This window comes from Bacteroidales bacterium (assembly GCA_018334875.1).
Taxonomy (GTDB): domain Bacteria; phylum Bacteroidota; class Bacteroidia; order Bacteroidales; family UBA12077; genus JAGXLC01.
Genome location: JAGXLC010000014.1, coordinates 18,891 through 33,588 on the forward strand (window position 1 = coordinate 18,891; position 14,698 = coordinate 33,588).

The window sequence follows — 14,698 nt, forward strand, 5'->3', positions numbered from 1 at the left end:
ATTTAGTGAAGGATTTTAAATATCAATTCTTTTAGCAATTCGCCCTGTGTGGCACTTACATTGTTTAAACCTTTTGATTTCAGGTCGTATTCTCTCAGATAAGAGATGATTCTTGCAACCTTTTGATAGTTATATTTTTTGGCTGCTTTTTCATATTGCCAGGTCATATTTGGATAGACTTTCAGGGTAGATGCAACCTGTTTTTTGTTTTTGTTTGTTAAAAAGTGATAACCCAACAGTTTGGAAAAGAAAAAGTAAAGTGATCCTATGATCAGCGGTATGGGATATTCATTGGGATTTTTGCCAAAATGCAGGATAATACGGTTTGCCTTTAATACATCTTTTTCAGCCAGTGCCTTGTTTAATTCAAAAGGATTGTAATCTTTGCTTATTCCTATATTGGTTTCTACATGGTTGGTGGTAATGGTGGTTTCCTTTTCCGGCAGTGTTAAGAGGAGTTTGTCAAGCTCATGAGCGACTTTGTTCAGATCATTTCCCAGATATTCCGTTATCAGCATGGCTGCATCGTTATTTATGCTTTTTTTGTGATGTTCCAGGTATTTCGCGATCCATTCGGGAATCCTGTAATCCGGTATTTTCTTTGATTCAAATACAACACCGTTTTTTTGAAGGGATTTGAATAACTTGGTTCTTTTGTCTAATGTTTTGTATTTATGACTAATAACCAGTATGGTTGATTTTTGAGGCTTCTCCAGATAGTAGTACAGGTCGTTGATCTCCTTCATCGTCTGGGCCTCCTTTAAAATGACTACCTGATGACTTGACATCATGGGATACCGCTTGGCTGTATTGATCACTGTTCCGGCATCCGTGTCCTTTCCGTAAAGAATGGTTTGATTGAACGATTTTTCCGATTCTGAAAGTACGTTATCCTGAATGAACTGGGTTAATTTATCAATAAAATACGGTTCCTCCCCGTGAAAAAGATAAACAGGTCTGTAGATTTTGTTCTTGAGTTCATCCAGTATTTGATTGTACTCCATAGGCTTTATTTGTCTTTGCTCAACCTCGGTTTTTTAAACCTTTATTTGGATTTCATGGCAATCATTTATTTATTAGCTATCTTTATACAATGGAAATTACCATGTGTTTATGAAGCAACTTAACTTGCCCCAATATTTCTTCAAAATTAAATCAAAGGAACAAAAAAAATACATTTTTGATACCATAAGGAAAAAGTTTGTTTTGTTAACACCCGAAGAATGGGTACGACAAAATTTTGTCCGGTATCTTGTTCAGGCAAAGCATTATTCTTCTCAGCTTATTGCCATTGAGATGACCCTGGAGTATAACCGGTTGTCTTACAGGGCAGATGTTGTGGTATACAACAGAATGATGCAACCGGCCTTAATTGTAGAATGTAAGGCTCCCGAAGTGAAGCTCAAACAGGATCATTTTGACCAGATTGCCCGTTACAACATGCAGCTTAGGGTAGAATATCTTGTTGTTACCAATGGGATAAACCATTATTGCTGCCGGGTCGATTTTGAGGAAGGAAAGTATGCTTTTTTGAAAGATATTCCTGACTTCCGGGAAATCAATTAAAGCCATTAATGCTCCGGATTGATCAGTTGCAGGAACAATTCGTTTTTCCATCCGTTTTTCGTGCGAATCCAGTCCTTTTTATTACCTGTAACCTGAAAGCCTTTTTTCCTGAACAGGTTAAGGCTTGGTTCGTTGTCTTCGTCTATATTGCAGTAAAGCTGATGAAGCAAAAGCACCCCGAAGGCGTACTTTATCATGACATCAAGGGCCTGACCGGCATATCCCTTGTTCCTGTTTTTTTCCTTGTGTATCAATATGCCGATTCCTGCCTTCTGATGATAGCTGTCAATTTCAAATAGATCGACACTTCCAATGGTTTCTGCAGATTCTCCCATGCCGGATTTCAAGTCGATCATCAACCTTAGCTGTTTGGTTTGAAACAGATCGAGATGCGCCGTTTGAACGTATTGATTGATTATATGCCGGGAAAAAGGTTCAATGGTATTTCCTGCATGCCATACAGATGAATCATTCTCCCACCGGTATATCAGGTCAGCGTCGGAGGGCTCTATAGCCCTGAGTTTGATGTCTCTTTCCTCCAGTATATCCACGGTCATTGGGTTTTCATTTCTTCTTTAATGGCATGGGCCAGTCGTTTTATTCCTTCTGTAGCCCTTTCCTCATCAACATAAGAGAAATTGATACGCAAGGTATTTTTGCCTGAACCATCACAATGGAATACATCTCCCATAACGAAGGCAACTTCTTTTTTTATTGCCGTATAAAATAGTTTTTGGGAATCCATATATTCAGGCAAATATAGGAACAAAAACAAACCACCGTGCGGTTCGTTCCATGTTACGCCTTCAGGCATATATTTTCTGAAGGCTTCAATCATATTATCCCGTTTTCTTTTGTACTGTCGGGTGGTTTTTTTCAGATGTTCATCGAGGTATCCTTCCTTAATGTATCGGGCTGCCAATTTTTGTGTTAAGGTGGGCGTGCACAGATCGAGAGATTGTTTGGCGACGACCATTTGATCGATAATGTTCTTATCCCCGATTGCCCAACCTAGCCGAAGTCCGGGCGAGAATGTTTTGGAAAGGCTGCCCAGTGTGATCACCTGCCAGCTATTATCCAGCTCGAATATGGTTCTTTGGGGTTCACCTTCAAACCGGATTTCGCGGTAAGGATTGTCTTCAACAATAAGCACATCATATTCCCGGGCAAGATTAATGATTTCCTTTCTCCGGGATTCCGGCATGGTAATTCCCGTGGGGTTTTGAAAATCGGGAATCACATAGATGAATTTTGGTTTGGTCCCCTGTTTCCTGAACTCCTTAAGTTTCTCTTCAAGGTGATCGCTTCGCATTCCTTTTTCATCGGTTCTGATGCCATGCATATCGGCACCGAAAGTGCGAAATGCGCTGATGCCACCCAGATAGGAAGGCAATCCGCAAACTACTTTATCGCCCTTGTCCAGAAAGATTTTGCCCAGTATGTACAATGCCTGCTGGGATGAGGTGGTTATGGCAAGGTTGTCAATGCCTATGTTAAGCCCTTCTTTTTGGTAACGTTCCATAAGAATTTTCCTTAATTCCTGGACTCCTTCGGTAGCTCCGTATTGAAGGGCTTCGGGGCCTTCTTCGTCCATCAGTTCATTGAAGATTTGTTTAAGTTCTTTTACGGGGAAGGATTCAGGAGCAGGCAGACCTCCTCCAAATGAGATGATTTCGGGTTTCTGCAAAAACTTGAGTATTTCCCGGATGGCAGATCTTTTCATGTTTTTGGTGCTGTCCGAAAAAATGTGTTCCAGATCGGATATCATAAGCAACCTCCTATGGTTTGTACCTTTGGGAATTTTTCTAAAGATACAAAAAATTCGGGTTCGAGAGGTCATTAATAGCCAAAAAATCCCTTGTTAAAGGCCTGTTTTATAACATATTGTTATTGGCAGCAGATTCTAATTAGAGTCTGTCTATAATATCAGCTGGCTGCGTTACGCTCGTTTTTCATGCCAGTCATCCGGCAGCCGCCGGACTCCTGGCATTCAAAACTCGCAAGCCTTGCCAGCGAACATTCTAGACGAGACTCTTTCGAATCTCTTTGATTTTATGGCTAAACACTAACTAACTATTAGTCTCACCCTTAGCTTCTGTCTAATAATGGTATAATGTAACCAACCCTCAGTTGACCGGCAATCTTGTCTTATCTGCTCTTAGCCTTCTCCTCAGCCTTTGCCTCAGCCTTCTTTTAACAAGTTGGTCCCGCCTATATCGGCGGGAGCAATGGGCAGTTGGCAAAATTTGCCAGAATATTCTAATTCTTGTGCTTATAATTAACAATTTGACAATGTAATCATTTAGCAATTATCCAATCTACCGCAGACGTTCTTTTCTTAGCCTTAGCCTTAGCCTTAGCCTTTGCCTTTATTCAACAATGTAATCATCTAACCCGAATTATTCTTGAATAATTAATTCTTGTTCAAGTTTATTAAAATTCTGTAATACAATATAATATAACTGCACAACTTGAGTAATTCAGATCAATCCCCATTGAACCCGCATGTTAATTATTTTCTTGTGGCAAAACTTAGTGGATGCGGGTTTCTGACGCTATTGAAAAACCTGGCTTTTTGCTTCAATAAATTTCGCAAAAATCCGGTTTTTCTAATGCGGGGTTGCCTGCCCACCGAAGCTAGCGCAGGCGGGCCTGCATCCATCCCACAAACCATCCCACATTCAAAAACTTTCCCGCTAACCAGCGGGAAAGTTTTTGAATAATGCAGGCTAAAGCGTTCCTTTATCTTCCAATTCAATCAACCAATTCCACCTGTGGGCGGACAGGCATTCAACCATTGTTCTTTGTGTGTTTCCACCGCCTGTGCGACCACAGCCAGTACTCCGGTTTTTCCCGGATGAGGTCTTCCAGCGCTCTTACATATTTTTCGGTGATTTCAGTTTCTTTGGTTTCTGCGGCATTTTCAATCAACAGACGGGAGCGAATTTCATAGGAACCCCTTTTTATCTTTTTTACTGCCGGAAATATTACGGTGTGGTTGAACTTTCTGGCGATTTTTTCAGATCCCAAAAAAAATAAAGTCTCCTGGTTAAGAAAGGTGGTTCGGTAATTCCTGCCGCTTTTTGGCGGGCTCTGATCGGCTACCATGCCCACAATATAGGGCTGACCCTTCTTTTGATAACGCGCTATGGATTTGTAGGCTTGCCGCATGGGTATGGGAATTTCATCAAATCGCCTGCGCATCTCATATATTTTTCTGTCGAAAAATTGGTTTTTAAGCGGCTTATATACGGTTAATATGGTGTATGAGGTATGAAGCGGAATGGTGGTCAGTAATTCCCAGTTCCCGTAATGCCCGAGAATACCCATGACATTTTTATTGCGTTGATAAAGCGCATCCAACAAGTCCAGATCTTTCACACTGACAAATTGATTGAGCCTTTTGGGGCTCATATGAAGCATGGCTACATCCTCAATCATCACATCGCTCAGGTGTTTGTAGAATCTTTTGGCTGTTTTCCTGATTTCTTTGTATGATTTTTCCGGAAAAGCATTGCGGAGGTTTTCATATACCACCTTTTTCCTGTAGCCAAGAAGGTAATACCCCACGAGGAAAAGTAGATCGGCAAATGAATACATCGCCCGTTTGGGCAACATGGAGAGAAACCGGCTAAAGGCATCAAAAAGTATGAATCCCGGATGCTTCATCAACCATTGATTACTTGTTGTCGATCATGTAACGCTTTATGTCTTCAAGAATCCGGTTGAAAACATTGCTGTTGGCCGCCAGTATTTCCTGGTTGAAAAGGTAACCGTTTCCACCGTTGAAATCCGAAACTTTCCCGCCGGCCTGTTTCAGAATGAAGGATCCCGCTGCCACATCCCATGGTTTGAGGCTGTATTCAAAGAATGCTTCAAATCTTCCGCTGGCTGTATAGCAAAGGTCGGCGGCTGCTGAACCAAATCTTCTGATGCCATGCGAATTGCGCATAAAATGTGTTAAAAGTGCCATATAAGAGTCCAGCCTGTTGAAATTTTTGAACGGAAACCCGGTAGCCACAATGCTCTCCTCAAGTGTAGCGGTGCTGGAAACCTTTATTGGAACTCCGTTCAGATAAGCCGGGCTGTCCGTCCAGGCAGTAAATATTTCATTGCTTCCCAGTTCATTGACCAAACCCAGTATGATCTCTTCATCCTTTTCCAATGCAATGCTGATGGAGAAGGGTTTTATTCCGTGAATGTAATTGGTGGTCCCGTCCAGCGGGTCGATAATCCAGTTATACCGCTCTCCCTTTTTCTGTGTGGTGTTCTCTTCCACAATAAATCCCGCTTCCGGGAGAATTTCATCCAATCCCCTGACAAGCTTTTCTTCTGACGTTTTATCCACATAGGTTACAAAATCATTATGACCTTTTGATTCTATATTGTCAGAAGAAAGTTTATGCCGCTCATTCATGATAAATTTTCCTGCTTCTTCCGATAAATCCTTAACTTCTTCCGTTAGTTTTTCAAGATCCATATGTTGTATTTTCAATTCTTTGTTATTGTTGTATAATGGGAAGCCAATGTTATTAAAAATTTATGAATATAAGACAATTCCTCGGTCATAAAGTTATACCGGAATGATCTTTCCTGTTACATTGCCTTGATTATTAATCTTTTTTAGAACCGTATTCCTGATTTTCCCGTGAAGGTTCTCGTTACCATCCGCTTCCACCTTGATATAATTATCTGTGAAACCTGTTATGCTGCCATTGTCGCTTGTGTTTTCGAACAGCACTTTTCTCTTTTCCCCCAGATGTTGTCTGTAGAACTTTTGTTTTTTTTCCTCTGCCAGTTGCTGAATTTCTCTGCTTCTGTGTTTTATTTCATTGCCCGGTACCTGTCCGCTCATTTCGGCAGCTGAAGTACCGGGTCTCTGAGAATAGGAGAATACGTGATAATAGCTGGCATCCAGATTTTCGAGGAATTGAAAGGTTTCTCTGAATTTATCCCTGTCTTCTCCCGGGAAGCCCACGATCACATCAACTCCAATAAAGGCACCGGGAATGTGCTTTTTGATTTGTGCTATCCTGTCTTCGAAAAGCTCCCGCCTGTATCGTCTTTTCATCTTGCCAAGGATCTCGTTGCATCCGGATTGCAAAGGAATATGAAAATGAGGCAGGAACTTTTCTGATCGGGCAACAAAGCGGATGATTTCATCATTCAGCAGATTGGGCTCAATGGAAGAGATGCGGAATCTATCGATCCCCTCAATCTTTTCCAGTTGATTGATCAGATCATAAAAGGATTCGCCGGTGGATTTGCCAAAATCTCCAATATTCACACCTGTAAGCACCACCTCCTTGATGCCGGACCCGGCTATGCAGCGGGCTTCGTCCAGGATGCTCCCGATGCTTTGATTCCGGCTTTTACCTCTTGCCAGCGGCACCGTACAGTAAGAGCATGCATAATCGCATCCATCCTGTATTTTCAGAAACGAGCGGGTTCGGTCGCCCAAGGAAAAGGAGGGATAATATTTTACAGCGTTGTCCAGGGCACACGTGTGGATTTCCGGCTGTTCTTGTGATTCATGATTTTTAAGATATTCAAGAATACGGAATTTTTCATTGCTTCCCAGAATTATGTCCACTCCTTCTATGCCGGCTATTTTTTCAGATTGAAGCTGGGCATAACAGCCTGCTACAACAATTTTAGCCTCCGGATTCTGGTTCCTTGCCTTTTTAATGGCCTCTTTGCTTTTTCTGTCGGCCTTACTGGTTACGGAACAGGTGTTGATCACATAAACATCGGCTTCTTCATTGAAATCTACACGTTCATATCCCTGGTCCAGGAATTTCCCGGCCAGTGTGGAAGTTTCCGCAAAGTTCAGTTTGCATCCCAGTGTATGAAAGGCCACCCGCATTAAATTTAAATTAATTTTTTTTACCAGGGGCACAAAATTAAACAATATAATCTACATTTACGTTTTATTTTATCTTTCTCTAAAAAATATGTTACTAATAAACAGGATATAGTATCACCCTGACATAAGAAAATTCAACTTTAAAAAATCAAAGCTATGAGACAAGTTTTATTTATTTCTATCGCGGCAGTTTTTTTCCTGCTCCCAGGTTTGCAAAACAATTCAACCCTTTATGCACAAACCGGATCGACCGTTAAAGGGATCGTTTATCATGACAAAACAGAAAACGGCTCCTTTGATCCTTCCGGGGACGAACCCCTTGAGGGTATTGCCGTTTCCAATGGACGTGATGTGGTAGTTACAAACAGTGATGGTGTTTATGAGCTGCCGGTTATAGAGAATTCGCCCGTATTCGTTATTAAACCCCGCAACTGGCGGTTACCGGTAGACGAAAATCAAATGCCCCGTTTTTACTATATGCATAGCACAGAAGGTGCATCCGGCGAAGATTTTGAAGGTTTGTCCCCTACAGGGCCATTGCCCGAATCGGTTAATTTCCCGCTTTATCCTGCTGAAGAGCCGGATGATTTTGATGTTCTTGTTTTTGGCGACACCCAGCCCCGGGATCACAAGGAAATTGGATATATTGAACGGGATGTACTCTCTGAATTGACAGACACAGATGCAGCCTTTGGTGTAACGCTTGGCGATGTGGTATTTGATGATCTCAACCTGTTTGATCATTTAACATCCAGCATTTCAACCATTGGCATTCCCTGGAAATATCTTACGGGTAATCACGATATTGATTTTTCAGGCAACAACAACACAGATGCCCGCGGTGCTTGGTACAGAACCTTTGGACCGTCTTACTATTCATTCAGCTATGGTCCTGCCCATTTCATTGTGCTCGATGATGTAAGATGGATCGTTGAGGAGGACGAGCGTTATTACAGAACCGGCCTGGGTGAGGATCAGATGGAATTTTTAAGGAATGAGATTGAACGTCTGGAGAATGATCGGTTGCTGGTTCTACTTGCTCATATACCCTATGAAGGATCAACGGGATGGCAGGATGATGGTGAGAAAGAAGCTTTTTATGACCTTCTGGCAAGTCACCCCAAAAGTGTTACCCTGGCCGGCCATACACACAGGCATTATCACCATTTTATTGGCAATGAATACGGATATCCGGGGAATGAACCGCATCATATGATCAGTGTGGGAACCGTTTGCGGCTCATGGTGGTCAGGTGCTCCCGGTGAATTTGGAATACCTCATGCCATGATGTCGGATGGGACACCAAACGGGTATGCTACGCTTCATATTGATGGGAACGACTGGAAATTAAGTTGGAAGACAGCCGGAAGGCCAGCGGATTTTCAGATGCACATTCATGCCCCGGAATCTGTGATTGCTGATGATACTGAGACAATAAAGGTAACTGCCAATATCTATAATGCTTTGCCTTCGGCGGAGGTGCAAATGAGAATTGGAAATGAGGGTGAATGGGTCGATATGGAAAGGAGCCGGGAGAAGGCTCCGGAAAGGCTGAAAGTTATGGAACGGGAAGAGCAGCTTGATGAGGTGCCCTGGCGAAAGTTGGGTGGTGCCCATGATTCAGAACATATCTGGGTAGCCGAACCTGAGGTTTTACCCGATCCCCGTGTGCACCTGATACAGGTGAAAGCTGAGGACAAATGGTGGAAATACGAGGGGAATCAACTCCTGTTCGTTAAATAGCTGAGGATGTAATTCGACTAAAAATGTATTAAAATATTTCACCCTGAAATTATGCGCAACGAACACTAAGCGTTTCTGGCTCGTCTCAATCCAAGCTGAAATTAAATAATTTCTTTTTGTTGATTATTTTTTCTTTTTGGGATAATTAATTTCCACCCGGTCCACATTGTCTTTGTCAGTATCTTTCCAGGAATCCGTATTAAAATAGACCATGGCGATTCCGGAAGTAGGCAGTTTATCCAGTTTTTCCGAAAGGAAATGGTTTGCTGTATCGGTAAAAGCCGGGTTGTGCCCGAATATCATCACCGAATTCACATGTTCATCCAGTTCTTTGATTGTGTCGATGATTTCACTGTCATCTCCCGGATAAAAATGATCCCGAATTGTAATATCCTCGGACGAATAATCCAGTGTTCTGGCAAATATGCTTGCCGTGTGAAATGCCCGTGCTGCCGGGCTACTGATTATCAGATCGGGCTTAATCTTTTTATCTTTAAGCCGTTTCGCCATGGTGTAGGCATCCTGGATGCCCTTTTCCTTCAAATGGCGGTCTATATCTTCAATGCTTTCGTATTTCCAGGAGGATTTTCCGTGACGTACGATAAAAAGCTGCTTTTGATTGCTCATAATATTAATTATTTGGTTCTACAATAGATTGCTGGCCATTTCTGCCAGGTAACTTCTCTCTCCTTTAACGAGATTCACGTGGGCAAAAATATTCTGCCCAAGCAATTTATCCGTCAGATAGCTCAAGCCGTTGGATTTCATATCAAGATAAGGGGAATCGATTTGTTGTATATCCCCTGTAAAGATCATCTTTGTACCTTCTCCCGCACGGGTGATGATGGTTTTTATTTCATGGGGTGTCAGATTCTGGGCTTCGTCCACTATGAAGTAGACGTTGGAAAGGCTTCTTCCCCTGATATATGCAAGCGGGCTGATCACCAGCTTCTCTTTCTCCAGCATCTCCTCAATTTTCTTATATTCCCTGCTGTTTGGCTTGTAGTTGTTTTTGATCACGGACAGGTTATCATACAGGGGAGTCATATAAGGGGAGATTTTCTCATTGACATCTCCGGGCAGGTAGCCCAGATCACGGTTAGCCAGGGGAACAATGGGGCGTGCCAGAAGAATCTGGTGGAACTGTTTTTCAAGATGAAGCGCCGTAGCCAGGGCCAGCAGTGTTTTTCCCGTACCGGCTTTGCCTGTGAGCGCAACTAGCTGAACTTCGGGCCTGGAAAGGGCATCGATGGAAAAAGTCTGTTCGGCGTTTCTCGGACTGATGCCATACATCCTTTTTTTCTCTACTCTGTTAAACAGATTCTCAAAAGGATCAAAATGCGCCAAAGCACTGGATTTATTGCTTTTAAAGATATAATACTGATGGGCAAATGGCTCCAATCCAAATTCATCCGCCGGGATACCTGGCTCTTCGTTATATAACCGGTTGATCAGTTCGGGATCGACATTTTCTGGAACTTCGATGTTCCGGTTCAATGGTTCTATATTGGTAACTTTGTCCGATTCGTAATCCTGGGCGTTTATCCCCAAGGATTTGGCTTTTAGCCTGAGGTTGATGTCTTTGCTGATCAGTATGACCTCTTTGTCCTGGTTTTTGTTTTTCACATGTTCGGTAATGGAAAGGATCCTGTGATCGGGAGTATTCTCAGGAAAGGATTCGGTAACGTGGTTGGAGAATGGCTTTCCGGTTTCCACCGTGAGTTTGCCGAGTCCCTTTCCAAGAGAAATTCCACCGTTAAAAAGCTGGTCGCCCGTTACATCGTTCAGCTCCCTGGTGAACTCCCTTGCGTGAAAATTGATGATGTCGTTTCCCTTTTTCAGTTTATCCAGTTCTTCCAGAACCACGATGGGCAGTACGATGTCGTTTTCCTGGAAATTATAAATACAGTGAAAATCATGAAGGATGACATTGGTATCAATAACGAAAATTTTTTTGGAGTCTGCCATATTACAATTTAATTTTGCATATAAATGTAGCAAATTTTACATGTTGTATTGTTAATAAAATCTGAAGTTTTCAACCACAAATAAAAAATATTTTTTATGGAATTATATGAAGGATTGTTAACCAGGCGAAGCATCAGGGCTTACAAACCCGACAAGATAGAATACCGGGAAGTGGAGGATATCGTTAAGGCCGGAATGTATGCGCCTTCAGCAGTAAACTGTCAGCCCTGGCATTTTATCATCATCGATGACCGGGAAATCTTTCAGCAGATCATGGACATTCATCCCTATTCCAAGATGCTGAAGGATGCCCAATATGCCATAGTGGTACTGGGCGATGAAAAATTGCAGCACGGTCCGGGCTACTGGGTGGTGGATTGTGCCGCTGTCACCCAAAATATCCTCCTTGCAGCTCATTCAAAAGGCATCGGCTCGGTATGGCTCGGATTGCATCCCAGGGAGCAAAGAAAGCAGGGCATCAAAGAGTTGTTCAACCTTCCGCAGCATATTCAGCCGTTTTCCATTATTGCGCTTGGTTATCCGGATGAAGAGAAAGAGCAGCCCGAACGGTTCAAAAAAGAGCGGATACATTATAATCGGTGGTAATCATTTACTTATTGAATAATGCAGATATGACCTATGAAGAGATTCTGGAGTGGATGTACCGCCAGATACCCATGTTTCAGCGGAACGGATCGGCTACCTACAAGATCGACATGGAAACCACCGAGCAGTTGGATGCCCGTTTCGGGTATCCCCATCAATCTTTTAATACCGTTCATGTAGGCGGGACCAACGGCAAAGGTTCTGTTTCCCATATCCTGGCCTCTGTTTTACAGACGGCAGGCTACCGGACGGGCTTGTATACCTCGCCCCATCTGAAAGATTTCAGGGAGCGCATCCGTGTAAATGGGAGGATGATAGAAAAAGATTTTGTGGTGGACTTTATTCGGGAAAACGGGGATTGTTTTGAAGCACTCAAATCTTCCTTTTTTGAGATGGCCGTGGCCATGGCTTTTCAATATTTTAAAGAGCAAAGGGTAGATGTTGCTGTGGTTGAGGTGGGACTGGGCGGCAGGCTGGATTCCACCAATATTGTTTATCCCGATCTTTCTGTAATTACAAATATCAGTCTGGATCATACCCGTTTTTTGGGAGATACCCTTGAAGCCATCGCCGGTGAGAAGGCAGGGATTATCAAACCTTCCAGACCGGTGGTTATTGGAGAATACCAATCTGCTACGGCGCCTGTTTTTAAAGATAGGGCACAGGAATGTAACGCGCCCGTTTGTTTTGCCGATAAGGAATACCGGGTGGAACCGCTGACAAAAGAAAAACCCGGAGAAGCCATTTACCGGGTAAGCAGGGCAGGGGAGGTACTGTTTGAAAAGCTGCGGACCGATCTCACCGGAAGCTACCAAAGCAAAAACCTTGCAACAGCCCTGAAGACCATTGATATACTTAATTCCCTTAATTATGGTCTAAGCCGGAAAAGCATCACGGACGGACTGGCCCATGTAAAACGAAATACCTCCCTTTTGGGGCGATGGCATATCCTGCAGCAATCCCCTCTGATCATCTGCGATACGGCCCACAACGAAGCAGGACTGGAATGGAACCTCCGGGAGCTGAAGTCCATGGATATCCAAAACCTGCATTTTGTGCTGGGATTTGTCAACGACAAGGACCTGGATACCATACTGCCGCTGTTCCCCAAAACGGCAAGCTATTATTTTACAAAAGCGGATATTCCCAGAGCGCTGAACGAGAAGAAACTGGAGGCAAAGGCCGGGGAGTACGGTCTGATGGGAAATGCTTTCCCCCGTTCTGCCCAGGCTTTGGAGGAAGCACGTCAGCAAGCCGGCCCCAATGATTTGATTTATGTGGGTGGCAGCACCTTTCTGGTGAGTGAGGTGATCTGACTGGCGGTCAGTAGAGACACGCCGCGGCGTGTCTCCACGACGGCACGAAACCACGACGGCACGACAGTACGACGGCACGGAAGAACGATGGCAAGATAGCGCGATGGCACGACGGCGCGACGGCGCGAATGCACGATAGGGCGAAGGAATGAGAAGAGGAGAAGACGGGAAGACGAGAAAACGGGAAGATGAGAAAATGAGAAAACGGGCAGGGTAGATAGAGGCGCGTTTTGTAGAGACATGCCATGGCATGTCTCATTGGTTGTTATGTCGATGATTAACCTGGCAGCCTCTGGATCAAATTGGAATGGTAACGAATTGACGCCATGCTGGTCAGTAGAGAGGCAATGCATTGCGTCCTGGAAAAGATGAAGCCTAGCCGGAGACAGAATAGACCGGTATGATTGGCAGGTGGACCTTATCCCCGAGGTACCCCTACCTTGTTAAATACAAGGTTAGGGTAGTTCCGAACCTACCTTGACTATGTTCCGAACCTACCCTGACTATGTTATGAACCTACCCTGACCAGGTAAAAAGGAAATCAAGCCTTGCTTCGAACCTACCCCCACCAGGTAAAAAACCGGGTAAGGGTAGGTCCAGACCTACCCTCACCCGGTAAAAAAGAAGGTAGGGGTAGGTTCCGTACCTACCCCTACCAGGTATAAAAGAAGGTGGAGGTAGTAAAAAACCTATCTCAACCAGGTTAAAAACATCCCCGGACTTGTTCAGAGCAACCCCATGATATATAAAAAGGAAGGCCGGTTTTGTTCTGAACCTAACCCAACCAGGTGTAAAACAAGGTCGAGGTAGTTCCGAACCTACCCATGTCAGATATAAAAGAAGGTGAGGGTAGTAAAAAACATCCCCGAACCAGGTTAAAAACATCCCCAATCTATACCGGAACCTGCCTTTATGATGTATAATATCCGGTTATGTAGAACTACGCCCCCTGTCCGTAGAATCACGCACGTCCCTGGAGACACGCCCACTATCCCTGGAATCACGCACATCCGTAGAGCCACGCCGCGGCGTGGCTCTACATACATGCATGGCTCTACAAACGCGGCTACGGATGGGGATGCCATGCGAAAGGATTATCGATTTATGTTTTGTAAAATTTATCCTGGTCCCAATTTTTCGGGTTGTTAATGATGTATTGTTGTATTCGTTTAAATTCATCTTCGTCATGAATCATATGATCATGGAAACGTGATTGCCATGCAAACGGTAGATTTTCCTTTTTGGCATATTTGGTTACCCTGCCTTTGAAATGATTGATAACTGATGAAATGGAATTTTTTACCATCCGTTGGAATGCATTGGGTTGGTATACAGACCGACCGGGGTTATCAATTCCAATCAAACAATGAAAATGATTGGGCATAATGATCCATGTATCCATGATCAATACCTGATAAACCCTGAACATGGCCAACCAGTTTCCGGCAGCAATATATCCCAGTTCTGATAAATACATTTCGCCATTTTGTATTTTTCCGAAATACATCTCATGATCTTTGGTACAAGCCGTTATAAAATAACAGCCGGATGATGAATAATCCCATCCCTGCAAACGCATCGTTTGGGTTCGGTATTTGTTGTTGAATAAATGATCGGTGGCCATGGTGGTTGT

General features: G+C 43.5%; 13 protein-coding genes. 4 read left to right on the forward strand and 9 right to left on the reverse strand.

Annotation, left to right across the window (positions count from 1 at the left end; all coding sequences use genetic code 11):
* Positions 1-2 precede the first annotated feature (2 nt).
* Positions 3-1,004 (reverse strand): DNA polymerase III subunit delta, encoded by a 1,002-nt coding sequence (holA, locus tag KGY70_02475; GenBank protein ID MBS3774029.1) that lies wholly within the window; start codon positions 1,002-1,004, stop codon positions 3-5.
* 109 nt (positions 1,005-1,113) lie between these two features.
* Between holA and KGY70_02480 the strand changes: the two genes are divergently transcribed.
* A complete protein-coding gene (locus KGY70_02480) occupies positions 1,114-1,566 on the forward strand; it encodes a type I restriction enzyme HsdR N-terminal domain-containing protein (protein MBS3774030.1) in 453 nt (150 codons plus the stop codon).
* Between the two features lie 5 nt (positions 1,567-1,571).
* Here KGY70_02480 and KGY70_02485 read toward each other — a convergent pair whose 3' ends face one another.
* The 5 genes from KGY70_02485 to mtaB all read right to left on the reverse strand — a co-directional run bounded on the left by KGY70_02485 (position 1,572) and on the right by mtaB (position 7,432).
* The gene (locus KGY70_02485; protein MBS3774031.1) at positions 1,572-2,123 is read right to left on the reverse strand and encodes a GNAT family N-acetyltransferase; all 552 of its coding nucleotides are present in this window, start codon (positions 2,121-2,123) and stop codon (positions 1,572-1,574) included.
* Positions 2,120-3,334 (reverse strand): PLP-dependent aminotransferase family protein, encoded by a 1,215-nt coding sequence (locus KGY70_02490; protein MBS3774032.1) that lies wholly within the window; start codon positions 3,332-3,334, stop codon positions 2,120-2,122. Before KGY70_02490 ends, KGY70_02485 begins: the two co-directional genes overlap by 4 nt.
* Before the next feature lie 1,022 nt (positions 3,335-4,356).
* Positions 4,357-5,235 carry a lysophospholipid acyltransferase family protein gene (locus KGY70_02495; GenBank protein MBS3774033.1) on the reverse strand — a complete coding sequence of 293 codons (879 nt, stop codon included), beginning with the start codon at positions 5,233-5,235 and terminating at the stop codon, positions 4,357-4,359.
* 10 nt (positions 5,236-5,245) lie between these two features.
* Positions 5,246-6,046 carry an inositol monophosphatase gene (locus KGY70_02500; GenBank protein MBS3774034.1) on the reverse strand — a complete coding sequence of 267 codons (801 nt, stop codon included), beginning with the start codon at positions 6,044-6,046 and terminating at the stop codon, positions 5,246-5,248.
* A gap of 93 nt (positions 6,047-6,139) precedes the next feature.
* Positions 6,140-7,432 (reverse strand): tRNA (N(6)-L-threonylcarbamoyladenosine(37)-C(2))-methylthiotransferase MtaB, encoded by a 1,293-nt coding sequence (gene mtaB / locus KGY70_02505; protein ID MBS3774035.1) that lies wholly within the window; start codon positions 7,430-7,432, stop codon positions 6,140-6,142.
* Positions 7,433-7,588: 156 nt separating this feature from the next.
* On the opposite strand from mtaB, the gene KGY70_02510 reads away from it, so the two are divergent.
* Positions 7,589-9,175: a calcineurin-like phosphoesterase family protein gene (locus KGY70_02510; GenBank protein MBS3774036.1), complete on the forward strand. Its 1,587-nt coding sequence runs from the start codon at positions 7,589-7,591 to the stop codon at positions 9,173-9,175.
* Between the two features lie 123 nt (positions 9,176-9,298).
* Here KGY70_02510 and KGY70_02515 read toward each other — a convergent pair whose 3' ends face one another.
* Together KGY70_02515 and KGY70_02520 are read right to left on the reverse strand one after the other, a co-directional pair.
* Positions 9,299-9,802 (reverse strand): histidine phosphatase family protein, encoded by a 504-nt coding sequence (locus tag KGY70_02515; GenBank protein MBS3774037.1) that lies wholly within the window; start codon positions 9,800-9,802, stop codon positions 9,299-9,301.
* Positions 9,803-9,820: 18 nt separating this feature from the next.
* Positions 9,821-11,143: a PhoH family protein gene (locus KGY70_02520; GenBank protein ID MBS3774038.1), complete on the reverse strand. Its 1,323-nt coding sequence runs from the start codon at positions 11,141-11,143 to the stop codon at positions 9,821-9,823.
* Positions 11,144-11,239: 96 nt separating this feature from the next.
* Here KGY70_02520 and KGY70_02525 point away from each other — a divergent pair, with 96 nt between their 5' ends.
* Both KGY70_02525 and KGY70_02530 read left to right on the forward strand, forming a co-directional pair.
* A complete protein-coding gene (locus KGY70_02525) occupies positions 11,240-11,749 on the forward strand; it encodes a nitroreductase family protein (GenBank protein ID MBS3774039.1) in 510 nt (169 codons plus the stop codon).
* 26 nt (positions 11,750-11,775) lie between these two features.
* Positions 11,776-13,065 (forward strand): bifunctional folylpolyglutamate synthase/dihydrofolate synthase, encoded by a 1,290-nt coding sequence (locus KGY70_02530; protein ID MBS3774040.1) that lies wholly within the window; start codon positions 11,776-11,778, stop codon positions 13,063-13,065.
* Positions 13,066-14,167: 1,102 nt separating this feature from the next.
* Here the strand turns inward: KGY70_02530 and KGY70_02535 are convergent.
* Positions 14,168-14,698, reverse strand: a 531-nt coding sequence (locus tag KGY70_02535) for a transposase (protein ID MBS3774041.1), incomplete at its 5' end; no start/stop codon positions are given.